Origin of the sequence: Citrobacter sp. Cpo148 (genome assembly GCF_030332375.1) — a bacterium.
GTDB classification, from domain to species: Bacteria; Pseudomonadota; Gammaproteobacteria; order Enterobacterales; family Enterobacteriaceae; genus Citrobacter; species Citrobacter portucalensis.
Genome location: NZ_JAOWHY010000043.1, coordinates 160,181 through 173,250, shown reverse-complemented (window position 1 = coordinate 173,250; position 13,070 = coordinate 160,181). Strand labels below are relative to the sequence as shown.

Here is a 13,070-nt window from a genome sequence, read left to right as displayed (position 1 = left end):
TTATGAAACTCAGCATGTCCTAATGAGGGAATTCTAACAGATCCGAATATCCTTAAAATACGGGAACTATCAAAAGACAATTTCCTGCACAAGGTTACCTGGTATGAAAGTTAAAACTCTGGCCCTGCTGTTACCTCTGTTTGCGTCTTCAGCTTTCGCCGCTCCGCTACAGCTGGACGTCTATAATCCACAGGATAAGGCTATTTTCCCGGTTTCTTCGACGCTGGTGTCTGGCCCAAAAGAGGCGATTTTGTTTGACGCCCAGTTCAGTACCAAAGATGGCGAACAACTGGTGCAAATGATTCGAGCCAGCGGTAAAACGCTGAAGGCTATTGTGATCACCTCCGGCGATCCGGATTTCTATTTTGGTTTGCAGCCCATCGTTGAGGCCTTCCCACAGGTAAAAGTCCTGGCAACGCCGCAGGTGGTAGACCATATCCGCGCCACCAAAGAGGCCAAGCTGCAGTTCTGGGGCCCGCAAATGAAGGACGGCGCACCAACATCGCTCACCGTTCCGCAGGCGACTACGCAAACGCAGTTCACGGTTGATGACGAAACGCTGGAACTGCGTCACGCCAACGATTATGCAGCGTATATCTGGATCCCGGCGAATCGAGCCATTATTGGCGGCACAGGCGTGGCTTCAGGTATTCACGTCTGGACGGCGGACACACAGTCTGAACAACAACGTAGTGCATGGCGTAGCGTACTGAGCGAAATGCAGGGCTTACAGCCCACTCAGGTGGTACCGGGTCATTACATTGGCGACCGCCCAACCGGTGATAAAGCTATTCGCTTCACCCAGGACTATTTGCAGTCGTTTGAGCAGGCGCTAGAGGCGAAAAAAGGATCGGGTTATGTGATTAAAACCATGACGGCAGCATGGCCAGGCCTTGCTGACGTAAGCTCGCTGGAACTAAGTGCAAAAGTTAACAGCGGCGAGATGAAGTGGTAATGAAGATTTAAGGCAAAAAATAACCCCGAACGCGTGTCGGGGTTTCGTTACGATAAGCATACCGGAATCAATGAACGCCCATGCGCCAGGCAAAATAGATCTCTTCTTTCAGTTCAGTGGAAGAGAGCGCCAACAGATCTGCAAACTCCAGCTCAAGCTGTTTCAGCCTTTTCAGGTACTGAGCCGGTGAAAGATCGGTTTTATCACGACGTAAAAATTCTATTGCCAGTTGGGCAGGGTCTAATTGGGTAGACATATCATCCTCGCTTGTGTTCAAAACCTGCACAGTATAACACCATTCCCTGTGCAGATAATGACCAAAAGCAATATGCATCACAAAATTGCGGTCGTCAGACGCGACGTGCAGCACAATCGACCCTGCTCATCGAAGATTTCTATTTGCCACACCTGGTGACGAGAACCTGTATGTAACGCGCGACATACGCCCCTGACGAGCCCTTCCCGTGCAGAACGGATATGGTTGGCGTTGATCTCCAGGCCCACCACTTTCTGCTCACCCTGAGTACACAAGTAGCCAGCTACCGAACCAATGCTTTCCGCCAGCACCACGGATGCGCCGCCGTGTAACAACCCAAAGGGTTGTTTGGTGCGATGGTCCACCGGCATCGTAGCTTCCAGCGTATCGTCGCCAATGTGCACAAAACGAATATCGAGCAACCCAACCATATTTCCTTCACCCATGGCATTAAGCGCCTCGAGTGTGACTTCACGTTTCCAGATCATCCTATAATCTCCAGCAGTGCCTGTAATGGGTGGCGAACGCCCGTACCTTCAACGCGTTTAACCTGGCTGCGACAGGAGTACCCTGTAGCCAGACAACGGTTACGTGGCAATCGTTGCATTGCCTGGTGCCATGATAACTCATAGATACCCAATGAGTTTTGGTGATTCTTCACTTCGTGACCGTAAGTGCCAGCCATACCACAGCACCCCACGCTGACGTTCTCCAGCTTTGCGCCAAAGCGAGCAAAAATAGCCGCCCATTGTGCAGGCGCGCCCGGTAAAGCCGTCACTTCGGTACAGTGGCCAAAGAAGTACCACGGTTCACCGCCAACAGCGACTGACTGCTGTGTTTCCACAGCTTTTGATAACCATTCGTTGGCCAGCAGTACATGGAAATCACCCCGCTGTTCTCCCAGCACCAGCTTGTATTCATCGCGATAACAAAGCACCAGCGCCGGATCAACACCCACCATCGGAATATTCAGCTTCGCTACCCGGTTAAGAAACTCGGATGTCTTTTTCGCCGTTTTGGCAAAACGGTTTAAAAAGCCTTTAATGTGCTGCGCCTTGCCATTTGGCGAAAACGGCAGCAGTACCGGCTGCATACCCAGTTTTTCTACCAGACGTATAAAATCAGCCACCACCTGCGCATCGTAATAGCTGGTGAACGGATCCTGTACCACCAGCACCGTGCGGGCTTTTTGCTCGAGGCTGAGTAATTCGAGCTGTTCAAGCGTCATGTTGGCAGAACGATGCCCCACCAGTTGGCGTTGCAGCGACGGCGCAGACAATAGCGGTAAATCAACCATTCCAATGTGCTTTTTAGCCAGATTTCGCACCAGCGGCTGATTGATGAAGAAGTTAAACGTTTTAGGCGCCCGCGCCATTAGCGGTGCATAGCTCTCAACGGTCGCCACCATATGATCGCGCAACGGGCGCAGATAACGCGTGTGGTACAGTTGCAGGAAGCGTGAGCGGAACTCCGGCACATCAATTTTAATCGGACACTGTGTGGAACAGGCTTTACACGCCAGGCAACCTGACATCGCCTCTTTTACTTCGTGCGAGAAATCGTATTCACCCTTGCGTGCATGCCAGCTGTTGCGGGTACGGGTAATCAGCGTGCGTAAACTGGCGCGTTTTTCCGGTAGTTCTTTTTCCAGTTGCACAGGATCGATCCCGTGATCGGCCAACAGACGCAGCCATTCACGTACCAGTGTAGCTCGCCCTTTCGGAGAATGGATACGGTTAAGGCTGATTTTCATCGACGGACACATGGGGCTTTTCGCATCGAAGTTAAAGCATAACCCGTTGCCATTACACTCCATTGCCCCACGCCACTCCTGGCGTACGGCCAGCGGGATTTGACGGTCATACGTTCCGCGTTTCACCGCATCCACTTTCATCATCGGCGCATCAACGTCCTCCGGTGGACAGATTTTGCCAGGGTTGAGCCGGTTTTGCGGATCAAACACCGATTTCACTTTGCGCAGTTCACGATACAGTTCATCACCGAAAAACGCCGGACTGTATTCCGCACGAAAACCTTTCCCGTGCTCACCCCACAACAAACCGCCATATTTTGCCGTCAGCGCGACGACATCATCAGAAATGCGTTTCATCAGCACTTCCTGCTGCGGGTCGCACATATCTAAAGCCGGCCTGACGTGCAGCACGCCAGCATCCACGTGGCCGAACATGCCGTAACTCAGACCATGGCTGTCGAGCAGCGCGCGAAACTCGGCAATATAGTCAGCCAGATGCTCCGGAGGAACGCAGGTATCCTCGGCGAACGGAATTGGCTTCGCAGAACCTTTTGCATTGCCCAGCAGACCGACAGCCTTTTTGCGCATGGCGTAAATTCGTTCGACGCCCGCCAGTTCAGTACATAGCTGCCAGCCAATAACGCCCGCTTCCTGACGAGCGATTAACCCATCCAGGCGTTCGCAGAGTGCGCTGACCTGCGAATTAATCAAGGTTTCATCGTCACCGGCAAACTCGACAATATTCAGGCCCAGCATCTCTTTATCCGCTACATCGGTAATCAGTTCGCTTACCGAGTGCCAGACGATGTCTTCACGCGCCAGATTGAGTACTTTGGAGTCGACGGTTTCTACCGACAATGCGCGCGCTTCCACCATCACCGGCGCGTTACGCAACGCCGAATCAAACGAATCGTACTTAACGTTAACCAACTGTCTGACTTTCGGCAGTGGCGTGATATCAAGGCGGGCTTCGGTGATAAACGCCAGCGTACCTTCAGAGCCGGTAAGAATGCGGGTTAAATCAAATTCGGTCATCTCATCGTTAAAGACGTGCCGCAGATCGTAACCCGTCAGGAAGCGATTAAGTTTCGGGAATTTATCCATGATCAGCTGTCGGTTATCGCGACAACGCTCATAAACGGTCTTATAGATACGGCCAATCGTGGTATTGCTGTTACCCAACGTTTGGGCAAGCTCGACCGGCATGGGCTGGGTATCCAGAATATCACCGCCCATCAGCACCGCACGGATGCCCAACACATGATCGGAAGTTTTACCGTAAACCAACGATCCTTGCCCGGACGCATCGGTGTTGATCATCCCGCCGAGCGTTGCCCGGTTACTGGTGGATAATTCCGGGGCAAAGAAATAGCCATATGGCTTCAGAAACTGGTTAAGCTGGTCTTTTATCACCCCGGCTTCTACCCGCACCCAACCTTCTTGCGGGTTGATTTCAATAATGCGGCTCATATAGCGGGACATATCAACAATAATGCCCTGGTTCAGCGCCTGACCGTTAGTCCCGGTGCCGCCGCCGCGCGGGGTAAAAATCAACGAAGAGAATAGCGGTTCTGCCGCCAGACGGGCGATTAGCGCCACATCTGCGGTTGAACGAGGGAAAACGACAGCATCAGGAAGCAGCTGATAAATACTGTTATCCGTCGACATTGTCAGACGATCGGCATAGCTCGTTGCCGTATCACCCGTGAATCCTTGCTGCTCCAGCGCCTGCAAAAAATTGAGCACCAGTTGAACGACACCTGGCGCCTGAGAAATTTGTGGAATCATTATAGTGACCCTTTCCTGCGGTCTGTGTTGTGAATTTAATCGTTTGCGTGTTGCTTTGTTTGTTGTATCACATTTTTTTCTAATACGCTCAGCAGATTTACAGGCAGAATCCGCCTGTTCAAAACCGCTGAAATTGCTCATCATTATAGAGTGTGATTAACGTGTTCACGTCGCGTCAACGTTCTGGCGCAAAGACAAAGGTGAAAAGTATTTATGGTAAATTTCCGTCAGCCCAGGGATATTGCACAAGTGCTGCTATCGGTGCTGTTTTTAGCCATCCTGATTGTGGCCTGTCTCTGGATTGTGCAACCCTTTATCCTCGGTTTTGCCTGGGCAGGCACGATTGTCATTGCGACCTGGCCTATCCTGCTACGCTTACAAAAATTGCTCTGGGGACGTCGTTCACTTGCCGTACTGGTGATGACACTGTTGTTAGTGCTGTTGTTCATCATCCCTATCGCGCTGCTGGTTAACAGTATCGTCGATGGCAGCGGGCCGCTGATCCATGCCGTAACCGCAGGTGATATGACGCTACCGGATCTGGCATGGTTGAACAGCATTCCACTGGTGGGTGCCAAGATGTATGGCGCATGGCACAGTTTACTGGATATGGGCGGCTCGGCCATTATGGCCAAAGTTCGTCCTTATATCGGTACCACCACCACCTGGTTTGTCGGTCAGGCCGCGCATATCGGCCGCTTTATGATGCACTGTGGTCTGATGCTGCTGTTCAGTGCCCTATTGTACTGGCGCGGTGAACAGGTCGCATTAGGTATTCGTCACTTCGCCTGCCGTCTTGCCTCTAAACGTGGCGATGCTGCCATTCTGCTGGCCGCGCAAGCCATTCGCGCCGTCGCATTGGGCGTTGTGGTCACCGCTCTGGTGCAGGCAGTGCTCGGGGGTATTGGTCTGGCGGTAACCGGCGTGCCTTACGCCACGCTGCTGGCGGTATTGATGATACTGTCTTGTCTGGTGCAACTGGGGCCGTTGCCAGTGCTGATTCCGGCCATTATCTGGCTATACTGGACGGGGGATTCCACCTGGGGCACAGTGCTGCTGGTGTGGAGCGGCGTGGTCGGAACACTGGATAACGTAATTCGACCAATGCTGATTCGTATGGGGGCTGATTTGCCACTGATCCTGATTCTCTCCGGGGTCATCGGCGGACTGATTGCCTTCGGCATGATTGGTCTGTTTATCGGTCCAGTAGTGCTGGCCGTTTCCTGGCGTCTGTTCTCCGCCTGGGTAAACGAAGCCCCTGCGCCAGGTACCAATCCGGATGAAATCCTCGAAGAAATTGCTGAAATCGAACGCAATAAGTAATCCAACATCAGGCGGCAGCGCCGCCTGATTGTTTAACAATACTAATCAATCCACCCTCTTGCGGGATTAGACCCAACCTCGTCCTTCTTTAAATAATCATTTGTGTCGCAAATTCTTTACAGTTTTTAAACTATTGAGATGAATCTGATCGACGTAAAAAATCACTATGCCTACTATTAGCTCATGGCTTTAGATCAACACATTGATTTATAAGCATGGAAATCCCCTGAGTGAAACAACGAATTGCTGTGTGTAGTCTTTGCCCAACTCCCACGTTGGGCTTTTTTTTGTCCTTCGCACGCCACTCCACCAACCTTAACGCACCAACACATTATCTTCCCCGTCAAGGAACAAATAATATTGCACAAAATACTGTGACTCTCTTCAAGCAGAAATATCCACAGCAATGTTATTACTATTCCACCGTCTTTTATGAAGAGACCAAATAATGAACGCATTAGAACTACAGGCGATCCGCCATATTTTTGCTATGACGGTGGAAGAAAGCGCCAGGTATATCGCGCGCGATAACAATGTTGCCGCCTGGCAGCAATGGGAAAAGGGTGAAAGAGAAATTCCAGAAGACATCATCCGCATTTGTTCAGAAATGAAAGCAAGGAGGAAGTTAAGAATTAATGCAATTATCGACAAAATAAATAATCGTATCGGTAATAACACCATGCGTTTTTTCCCCGATCTGAACGCTTTTCAGGCGGTTTATCACCACGATAGTTTTCTCGACTGGAAAATCTATCAGTCGGCTGCTGTTGAACTCTATGCTCATGATCTCGAGCGTATGTGTTAAGAGATTGCATCGCCAAACCTATTTAGCCTCTTCGCTGAGTAACACATTATGAAAAACACCTATTTCTCCACTGCGATAGGGCTGTACCTAAATTACCTGGTGCACGGCATGGGGGTCATTCTGATGAGCCTCAATATGTCTTCGCTGGAACAACAGTGGCAAACCAATGCTGCGGGCGTCTCGATTGTTATTTCCTCACTCGGTATCGGCCGCTTAAGCGTTTTATTAGTGGCAGGGATGCTTTCCGATCGCTACGGTCGCAGACCATTTATTATCCTTGGTATGACCTGCTACATGATTTTCTTTATTGGCATCATCAATACTCACAGTATTTTTCTTGCCTATGCTTTTGGTTTTTTAGCAGGAATGGCAAACAGTTTTCTCGATGCCGGAACCTATCCCAGCCTGATGGAGGCATTCCCCCGTTCCCCCAGCACAGCCAATATTTTGATAAAAGCCTTCGTCTCCAGCGGTCAGTTCCTGCTGCCGATGATCATCAGCCTGCTGGTGTGGAGCGAACTTTGGTTTGGCTGGTCCTTCCTGCTGGCGGCTGCCGTTATGATACTCAACGGCGTGTTTTTGTTTCGCTGTCGGTTTCCGCCACATCCCGGGCCTCATACCGTCATCCGGGCACAACCTGCTGAACGAGAAACCGCACAACCTGAACATCGTTGCTCCCTGCTCGACCTTGCCAGTTACACCCTATACGGCTACATCGCAATGGCAACATTTTACCTGGTAAGCCAGTGGCTGGCGCAATACGGACAGTTTGTCGCAGGAATGTCCTATACGTTATCTATCAAACTGTTAAGCATTTATACCTGCGGCTCTCTACTGTGCGTGCTGATCACCGCCCCGCTGGCGCGAAAAGCAGAACGCGCGACATCGATGCTGATGCTGTATACGTTTATCTCATTTGCCGTACTGTTGATGGTTTGTCTGCATCCGACACCCTACGTGGTCATTATCTTTGCGTTTGTCATCGGTTTTTCTTCCGCTGGGGGCGTAGTGCAAATCGGTTTAACGCTCATGGCCGCACGCTTTCCGCATGCGAAGGGCAAAGCGACCGGGATTTACTACAGCGCGGGCAGCATTGCGACCTTCACCATTCCATTGATAACAGCAAAACTCTCAGAAACCAGTATTGCTCACATCATGTGGTTTGATACTGGTATAGCCGCTGTTGGTTTCCTGTTGGCGTTGTTTATTGGTTATCGCAGCCACATCGCGTCAAAGCATCAGCTAAAAATGATACAAGCCGTAGAATAGCGTGGATGCAATATTGTTCCCCCCTTCTGCAAAATAATTGGCATATGTTTTAAAACATCAACAAAACACCGGCTGGCAGAGTTCAATTTCACAGTGTGTTATGCAATATACCTGGTAACTTAAACGCCATGCTATGTAGGCTCTGTGGCTGCTGCCCGGTATATTAATTACAAGGTCGCCGCAATTTAAACAATATCGACGAGCACAGAACAATTTTAAAATCCGCAAGGAGTTGTGAAAATGTCTCAAAGCAAGACCTTTAATACGCCATTTCTTTTGGCGATAACCTGTATTTATTTAAGTTATTTCCTACACGGCATTAGCGTCATTACACTGGCGCAAAATATGACCTCTCTTGCAGAAAAGTTTTCCACCGACAATGCAGGAGTTGCCTATTTAATTTCAGGCATTGGTCTGGGGCGACTAGTGAGCATCTTATTCTTTGGCGTGCTCTCAGATAAATTTGGTCGTCGGGCTATCATTCTGTTAGGGGCTATTCTTTATATACTGTTCTTCTTCGGTATTCCCGCCAGCCCTAATCTGATGATTGCCTTTATTCTGGCCGTTTGCGTTGGCGTGGCAAACTCGGCACTGGATACCGGTGGGTATCCGGCGTTAATGGAATGCTTCCCTAAAGCCTCTGGCTCAGCCGTTATCCTGGTGAAAGCTATGGTCTCGTTTGGGCAGATGATCTACCCCATCGTCGTCAGCACCATGCTGCTCAACCATATCTGGTACGGTTATGCGGTCATTATCCCAGGTGCGTTGTTTGTAGTCATTACCCTGATGCTGCTAAAAAGTCGTTTCCCCAGCCAGATGGTGGATGCCGGCATCGCGAAAGATCTGCCACAGATGAACAGTAAACCGTTGGTCTGGCTGGAAGGTGTGGCATCCGTCATGTTTGGTGTTGCTGCCTTTTCGACTTTTTACGTCATCGTGGTCTGGATGCCGAAATATGCGATGGCCTTTGCCGGTATGGCAGAATCCGACGCACTGAAAACAATCTCTTACTACAGTATGGGGTCGTTGGTCTGCGTATTTATCTTTGCCGCACTGTTGAAAAAATGGGTACGACCTATTTGGGCAAACGTATTTAACGCCGGACTGGCAACCATCACCGCAGCCGTGATCTATTTATACCCATCTCCGCTGGTATGTAACGCCGGTTCATTTCTCATTGGATTCTCTGCCGCTGGCGGTATTTTACAGCTCGGTGTATCGGTGATGTCAGAGTTCTTTCCCAAGAGCAAGGCCAAAGTCACCAGTATTTATATGATGATGGGTGGCGTAGCCAACTTTATTATCCCATTAATCACCGGATACCTCTCTAACATTGGTCTGCAATACATTATTTTGCTGGACCTTGCATTTGCTCTGTTGGCTTTTGTCACCGCCATCATCGTCTTTATTCGTTACTACCGCGTATTTGATATCCCCAAAAATGATGTGCGGTTGGGCGAGCGTTATTTTCAATAAATTGTTTAGAAGGAGTATCAAATGGACGTAACTGCTAAATATGAACTGATTGGTTTGATGGCTTACCCTATCAGACACAGTCTGTCGCCTGAAATGCAAAATAAGGCATTAGAAAAAGCGGGATTGCCATTCACTTACATGGCATTTGAAGTTGATAACTCAACGTTTGCTAATGCCATTGCCGGGCTGAAGGCCTTAAAGATGCGGGGTACCGGGGTCTCAATGCCCAACAAGCAGCTGGCATGTGAGTATGTTGATGAATTAACACCCGCAGCCAAGTTGGTCGGCGCAATTAACACTATCGTCAATGATGATGGTTACCTGCGCGGTTACAATACCGATGGCACGGGCCATATTCGTGCAATTAAGGAAAGTGGTTTCGATATCAAAGGTAAAACCATGGTACTGTTGGGCGCAGGCGGTGCGTCGACGGCTATTGGTGCACAGGCAGCGATTGAAGGCATCAAAGAAATTAAACTCTTTAACCGCCAGGATGAGTTTTTTGCCAAAGCGCAGGAGTTTGCCAAACGCGTCAATGAAAACACCGACTGCGTGGTCACCGTTATCGATCTCGCCGATCGCCAGGCTTTTGCTGACGCACTTGCCAGCGCAGATATTTTGACCAACGGCACTAAAGTCGGCATGAAGCCGCTGGAAAATGAATCTCTCGTGACCGACGCTTCCCTGCTGCGTCCGGAACTGCTGGTAACCGAATGCGTCTACAACCCGCATATGACCAAATTATTGCAGCAGGCACAAAGTGCTGGTTGCAAAACAATTGATGGTTACGGCATGTTGTTGTGGCAAGGGGCTGAACAGTTCAAGCTCTGGACCGGGAAAGATTTCCCACTGGAGTATGTGAAACAGGTTATGGGTTTTGCCGCCTGACGGGCAAGCATTTGTACAATAGTTAAAGGGTAATCAATGAAAACCGTAACCGTAAAAAAACTCGTTATTGGCGAGGGTGCACCGAAGATCATTGTCTCGCTGATGGGTAAAGACATCGCAACGGTAAAAAACGAAGCGCTGGCCTATCGCGAAGCGGATTTCGACATTCTGGAATGGCGCGTAGACCATTTCACCGATGTCTCTTCCATTGAGGCGGTGCTGGAAGCTGCGCGCACCATCCGCGATGTGATGGCTGACAAACCACTGCTTTTCACCTTCCGTAGCGCCAAAGAAGGCGGTGAACAGGCTCTGTCTGTCGAGCACTATATTGCACTTAACCGCGCGGCGGTAGACAGCGGTCTGGTGGATATGATCGATCTGGAACTGTTTACCGGAGACGAACGGGTCAAAGCGACCGTCGAGCATGCGCACGCGAAAAATGTCTTTGTGATTATGTCCAATCACGATTTTCATAAGACACCAGCCGCAGAAGAGATTGTCCAGCGCCTGCGTAAAATGCAGGCGCTGGGCGCAGATATTCCGAAGATTGCCTTGATGCCGCAAAATAAAACGGATGTTCTGACGCTGCTTAGTGCCACGCTGGAAATGCAAGAACGCTATGCCGATCGCCCGATAATCACCATGTCGATGGCTAAAACAGGGGTGATTTCACGTCTGTCTGGTGAGGTTTTTGGTTCAGCGGCAACCTTTGGGGCAGTAAAAAAAGCCTCCGCACCAGGACAAATTTCGGTCACCGACCTGCGTACTGTATTGACAATATTGCATCAGGCTTAATTACAGATATATCCATATAAATATCAGTAATGCCCTACCCCAGATATTCGTCTAACCACGGATATCTGGCCGGTAATTAAGCGTTATTAAATAACTCACAATATTATTGTCGAATATAGCGACAGGTAGTCGCACGCATATAATCTGGAGTTCACATGAAATTTTCAAGGCCAAATCGTATAGATGGTCGGGTACCCGTATTATCCGCTGCAGATGCAGTCAATTATATTCCTGATGAAGCAACGCTTTGTGTATTAGGTGCAGGCGGAGGTATTCTCGAAGCAACAACATTAATTAATGCACTGGCTGAAAAATATAAAAACTCTCAGTCACCACGAAATTTAGCGTTGATTAGTCCTACAGGTCTGGGTGACCGTGCCGACCGGGGAATTAGCCCACTGGCACAGGAAGGTTTAGTCAAATGGGCATTATGCGGACACTGGGGACAATCACCGCGAATCTCCGATCTGGCTGAACAAAATAAAATTGCCGCCTATAACTATCCTCAGGGCGTATTAACCCAAACCCTGCGTGCATCGGCGGCTCACCAGCCGGGGATCCTTAGTGATATCGGCATCGGTACATTTGTTGACCCTCGCCAACAGGGCGGTAAGTTGAATGAAGTGACCACCGAAGATCTGATAAAATTGGTGGAAATTGATAACAAAGAGTACCTGTATTACAAAGCCATTGCGCCAAACATCGCCTTTATTCGCGCCACCACTTGCGACAGTGAAGGCTACGCCACCTTTGAAGATGAAGTGATGTATCTTGATGCGCTGGTGATTGCCCAGGCCGTACACAATAACGGTGGCATCGTTATGATGCAGGTGCAAAAGATGGTGAAGAAAGCCACGTTGCATCCGAAATCGGTGCGTATTCCCGGCTATCTGGTCGATATTGTGGTCATCGACCCCGACCAAACGCAACTGTATGGTGGCGCGCCGGTTAACCGCTTTATCTCTGGCGATTTTGTTCTCGATGACAGCCAACAGACTGCCCTGCCGCTCAATCAGCGTAAACTGGTGGCCAGACGCGCCCTGTTTGAAATGCGCAAAGGTGCGGTCGGCAACGTTGGCGTAGGCATTGCCGATGGCATTGGCCTCGTCGCGCGCGAAGAAGGCTGTGCTGACGATTTTATTCTGACAGTCGAAACGGGTCCGATTGGCGGCATCACCTCTCAAGGTATTGCTTTCGGCGCCAACGTCAACACCCGCGCCATTCTGGATATGACCTCCCAGTTTGACTTCTATCACGGTGGTGGACTGGACGTGTGCTATTTAAGTTTTGCCGAAGTCGATCGCCACGGCAACGTCGGCGTACACAAATTCAATGGCAAAATCATGGGTACCGGCGGTTTTATCGATATTAGCGCCACCTCCAAAAAAATTATTTTCTGCGGCACGTTAACTGCCGGAAGTCTGAAAACGGAAGTTGCCGATGGCAAGTTAAATATTGTGCAGGAAGGTCGGGTGAAAAAATTCGTCAACGAATTACCTGAAGTGACTTTCAGCGGAAAAATTGCTCTCGAACGTGGACTTGATGTGCGTTACATCACTGAACGCGCTGTATTTACGTTAAAAGCAGATGGTCTTCATTTAATCGAAATTGCACCGGGAGTCTCTTTACAGGAAGACATCCTGGACAAGATGGATTTCACGCCAATTATTTCGCCAAATCTGAAGCTGATGGACGAAAGATTATTTATCGATGCCTCGATGGGTTTTGTATTACCCGACGCCGCCAATTAAAAGGAGTACCC

The 13,070-nt window shown here is 49.7% G+C and carries 11 protein-coding genes and 1 other RNA gene; 9 read left to right on the top strand and 3 right to left on the bottom strand.

What is annotated here, in order from left to right:
• Nucleotides 1–103: 103 nt before the first annotated feature.
• Nucleotides 104–955 carry a Vmh family MBL fold metallo-hydrolase gene (locus tag OGY10_RS10745; RefSeq protein ID WP_191226084.1) on the top strand — a complete coding sequence of 284 codons (852 nt, stop codon included), beginning with the start codon at nucleotides 104–106 and terminating at the stop codon, nucleotides 953–955.
• 67 nt (nucleotides 956–1,022) lie between these two features.
• Here the strand turns inward: OGY10_RS10745 and OGY10_RS10740 are convergent, their stop codons facing one another.
• The 3 genes from OGY10_RS10740 to ydiJ all read right to left on the bottom strand — a co-directional run bounded on the left by OGY10_RS10740 (nucleotide 1,023) and on the right by ydiJ (nucleotide 4,752).
• Nucleotides 1,023–1,211, bottom strand: a complete 189-nt coding sequence (locus tag OGY10_RS10740; protein ID WP_003030540.1) for a YdiH family protein — start codon at nucleotides 1,209–1,211, stop codon at nucleotides 1,023–1,025.
• A gap of 77 nt (nucleotides 1,212–1,288) precedes the next feature.
• Entirely contained in the window at nucleotides 1,289–1,699 is a 411-nt protein-coding gene (gene menI / locus OGY10_RS10735) for a 1,4-dihydroxy-2-naphthoyl-CoA hydrolase (RefSeq protein WP_008784603.1), read from the bottom strand.
• Nucleotides 1,696–4,752: a D-2-hydroxyglutarate dehydrogenase YdiJ gene (ydiJ, locus tag OGY10_RS10730; protein ID WP_286576743.1), complete on the bottom strand. Its 3,057-nt coding sequence runs from the start codon at nucleotides 4,750–4,752 to the stop codon at nucleotides 1,696–1,698. Before ydiJ ends, menI begins: the two co-directional genes overlap by 4 nt.
• A gap of 213 nt (nucleotides 4,753–4,965) precedes the next feature.
• Here ydiJ and ydiK point away from each other — a divergent pair, with 213 nt between their 5' ends.
• The 8 genes from ydiK (at nucleotide 4,966) to OGY10_RS10690 (ending at nucleotide 13,059) form a co-directional block, all read left to right on the top strand.
• Nucleotides 4,966–6,075, top strand: a complete 1,110-nt coding sequence (gene ydiK, locus OGY10_RS10725) for an AI-2E family transporter YdiK (RefSeq protein ID WP_003832632.1) — start codon at nucleotides 4,966–4,968, stop codon at nucleotides 6,073–6,075.
• 183 nt (nucleotides 6,076–6,258) lie between these two features.
• Nucleotides 6,259–6,366: antisense sRNA RprA (gene rprA, locus OGY10_RS10720), an RNA gene on the top strand.
• A 157-nt stretch (nucleotides 6,367–6,523) separates the two neighbouring features.
• Nucleotides 6,524–6,880 (top strand): YdiL family protein, encoded by a 357-nt coding sequence (locus OGY10_RS10715; protein WP_128316675.1) that lies wholly within the window; start codon nucleotides 6,524–6,526, stop codon nucleotides 6,878–6,880.
• Between the two features lie 48 nt (nucleotides 6,881–6,928).
• Nucleotides 6,929–8,149 (top strand): MFS transporter, encoded by a 1,221-nt coding sequence (locus OGY10_RS10710; RefSeq protein ID WP_191226085.1) that lies wholly within the window; start codon nucleotides 6,929–6,931, stop codon nucleotides 8,147–8,149.
• A gap of 240 nt (nucleotides 8,150–8,389) precedes the next feature.
• Nucleotides 8,390–9,625: an MFS transporter gene (locus tag OGY10_RS10705; protein ID WP_191226086.1), complete on the top strand. Its 1,236-nt coding sequence runs from the start codon at nucleotides 8,390–8,392 to the stop codon at nucleotides 9,623–9,625.
• Nucleotides 9,626–9,646: 21 nt separating this feature from the next.
• Nucleotides 9,647–10,513 carry a quinate/shikimate dehydrogenase gene (gene ydiB / locus OGY10_RS10700; RefSeq protein ID WP_003836604.1) on the top strand — a complete coding sequence of 289 codons (867 nt, stop codon included), beginning with the start codon at nucleotides 9,647–9,649 and terminating at the stop codon, nucleotides 10,511–10,513.
• Nucleotides 10,514–10,549: 36 nt separating this feature from the next.
• Nucleotides 10,550–11,308, top strand: coding sequence for a type I 3-dehydroquinate dehydratase (gene aroD / locus OGY10_RS10695; RefSeq protein WP_191226087.1), 759 nt, complete (start codon nucleotides 10,550–10,552; stop codon nucleotides 11,306–11,308).
• A gap of 155 nt (nucleotides 11,309–11,463) precedes the next feature.
• Nucleotides 11,464–13,059, top strand: coding sequence for an acyl CoA:acetate/3-ketoacid CoA transferase (locus OGY10_RS10690; RefSeq protein ID WP_008784596.1), 1,596 nt, complete (start codon nucleotides 11,464–11,466; stop codon nucleotides 13,057–13,059).
• Nucleotides 13,060–13,070 lie beyond the last annotated feature (11 nt).

Excerpts from the sequence above, each read along its gene's own strand:
- menI (WP_008784603.1), bottom strand. The coding sequence starts at position 1,699 with ATGATCTGGAAACGTGAAGTCACACTCGAGGCGCTTAATGCCATGGGT.
- OGY10_RS10710 (WP_191226085.1), top strand. The coding sequence starts at position 6,929 with ATGAAAAACACCTATTTCTCCACTGCGATAGGGCTGTACCTAAATTAC.
- ydiK (WP_003832632.1), top strand. The coding sequence starts at position 4,966 with ATGGTAAATTTCCGTCAGCCCAGGGATATTGCACAAGTGCTGCTATCG.
- OGY10_RS10705 (WP_191226086.1), top strand. The coding sequence starts at position 8,390 with ATGTCTCAAAGCAAGACCTTTAATACGCCATTTCTTTTGGCGATAACC.
- OGY10_RS10690 (WP_008784596.1), top strand. The coding sequence starts at position 11,464 with ATGAAATTTTCAAGGCCAAATCGTATAGATGGTCGGGTACCCGTATTA.
- ydiB (WP_003836604.1), top strand. The coding sequence starts at position 9,647 with ATGGACGTAACTGCTAAATATGAACTGATTGGTTTGATGGCTTACCCT.
- ydiJ (WP_286576743.1), bottom strand. The coding sequence starts at position 4,752 with ATGATTCCACAAATTTCTCAGGCGCCAGGTGTCGTTCAACTGGTGCTC.
- OGY10_RS10715 (WP_128316675.1), top strand. The coding sequence starts at position 6,524 with ATGAACGCATTAGAACTACAGGCGATCCGCCATATTTTTGCTATGACG.
- OGY10_RS10745 (WP_191226084.1), top strand. The coding sequence starts at position 104 with ATGAAAGTTAAAACTCTGGCCCTGCTGTTACCTCTGTTTGCGTCTTCA.
- aroD (WP_191226087.1), top strand. The coding sequence starts at position 10,550 with ATGAAAACCGTAACCGTAAAAAAACTCGTTATTGGCGAGGGTGCACCG.
- OGY10_RS10740 (WP_003030540.1), bottom strand. The coding sequence starts at position 1,211 with ATGTCTACCCAATTAGACCCTGCCCAACTGGCAATAGAATTTTTACGT.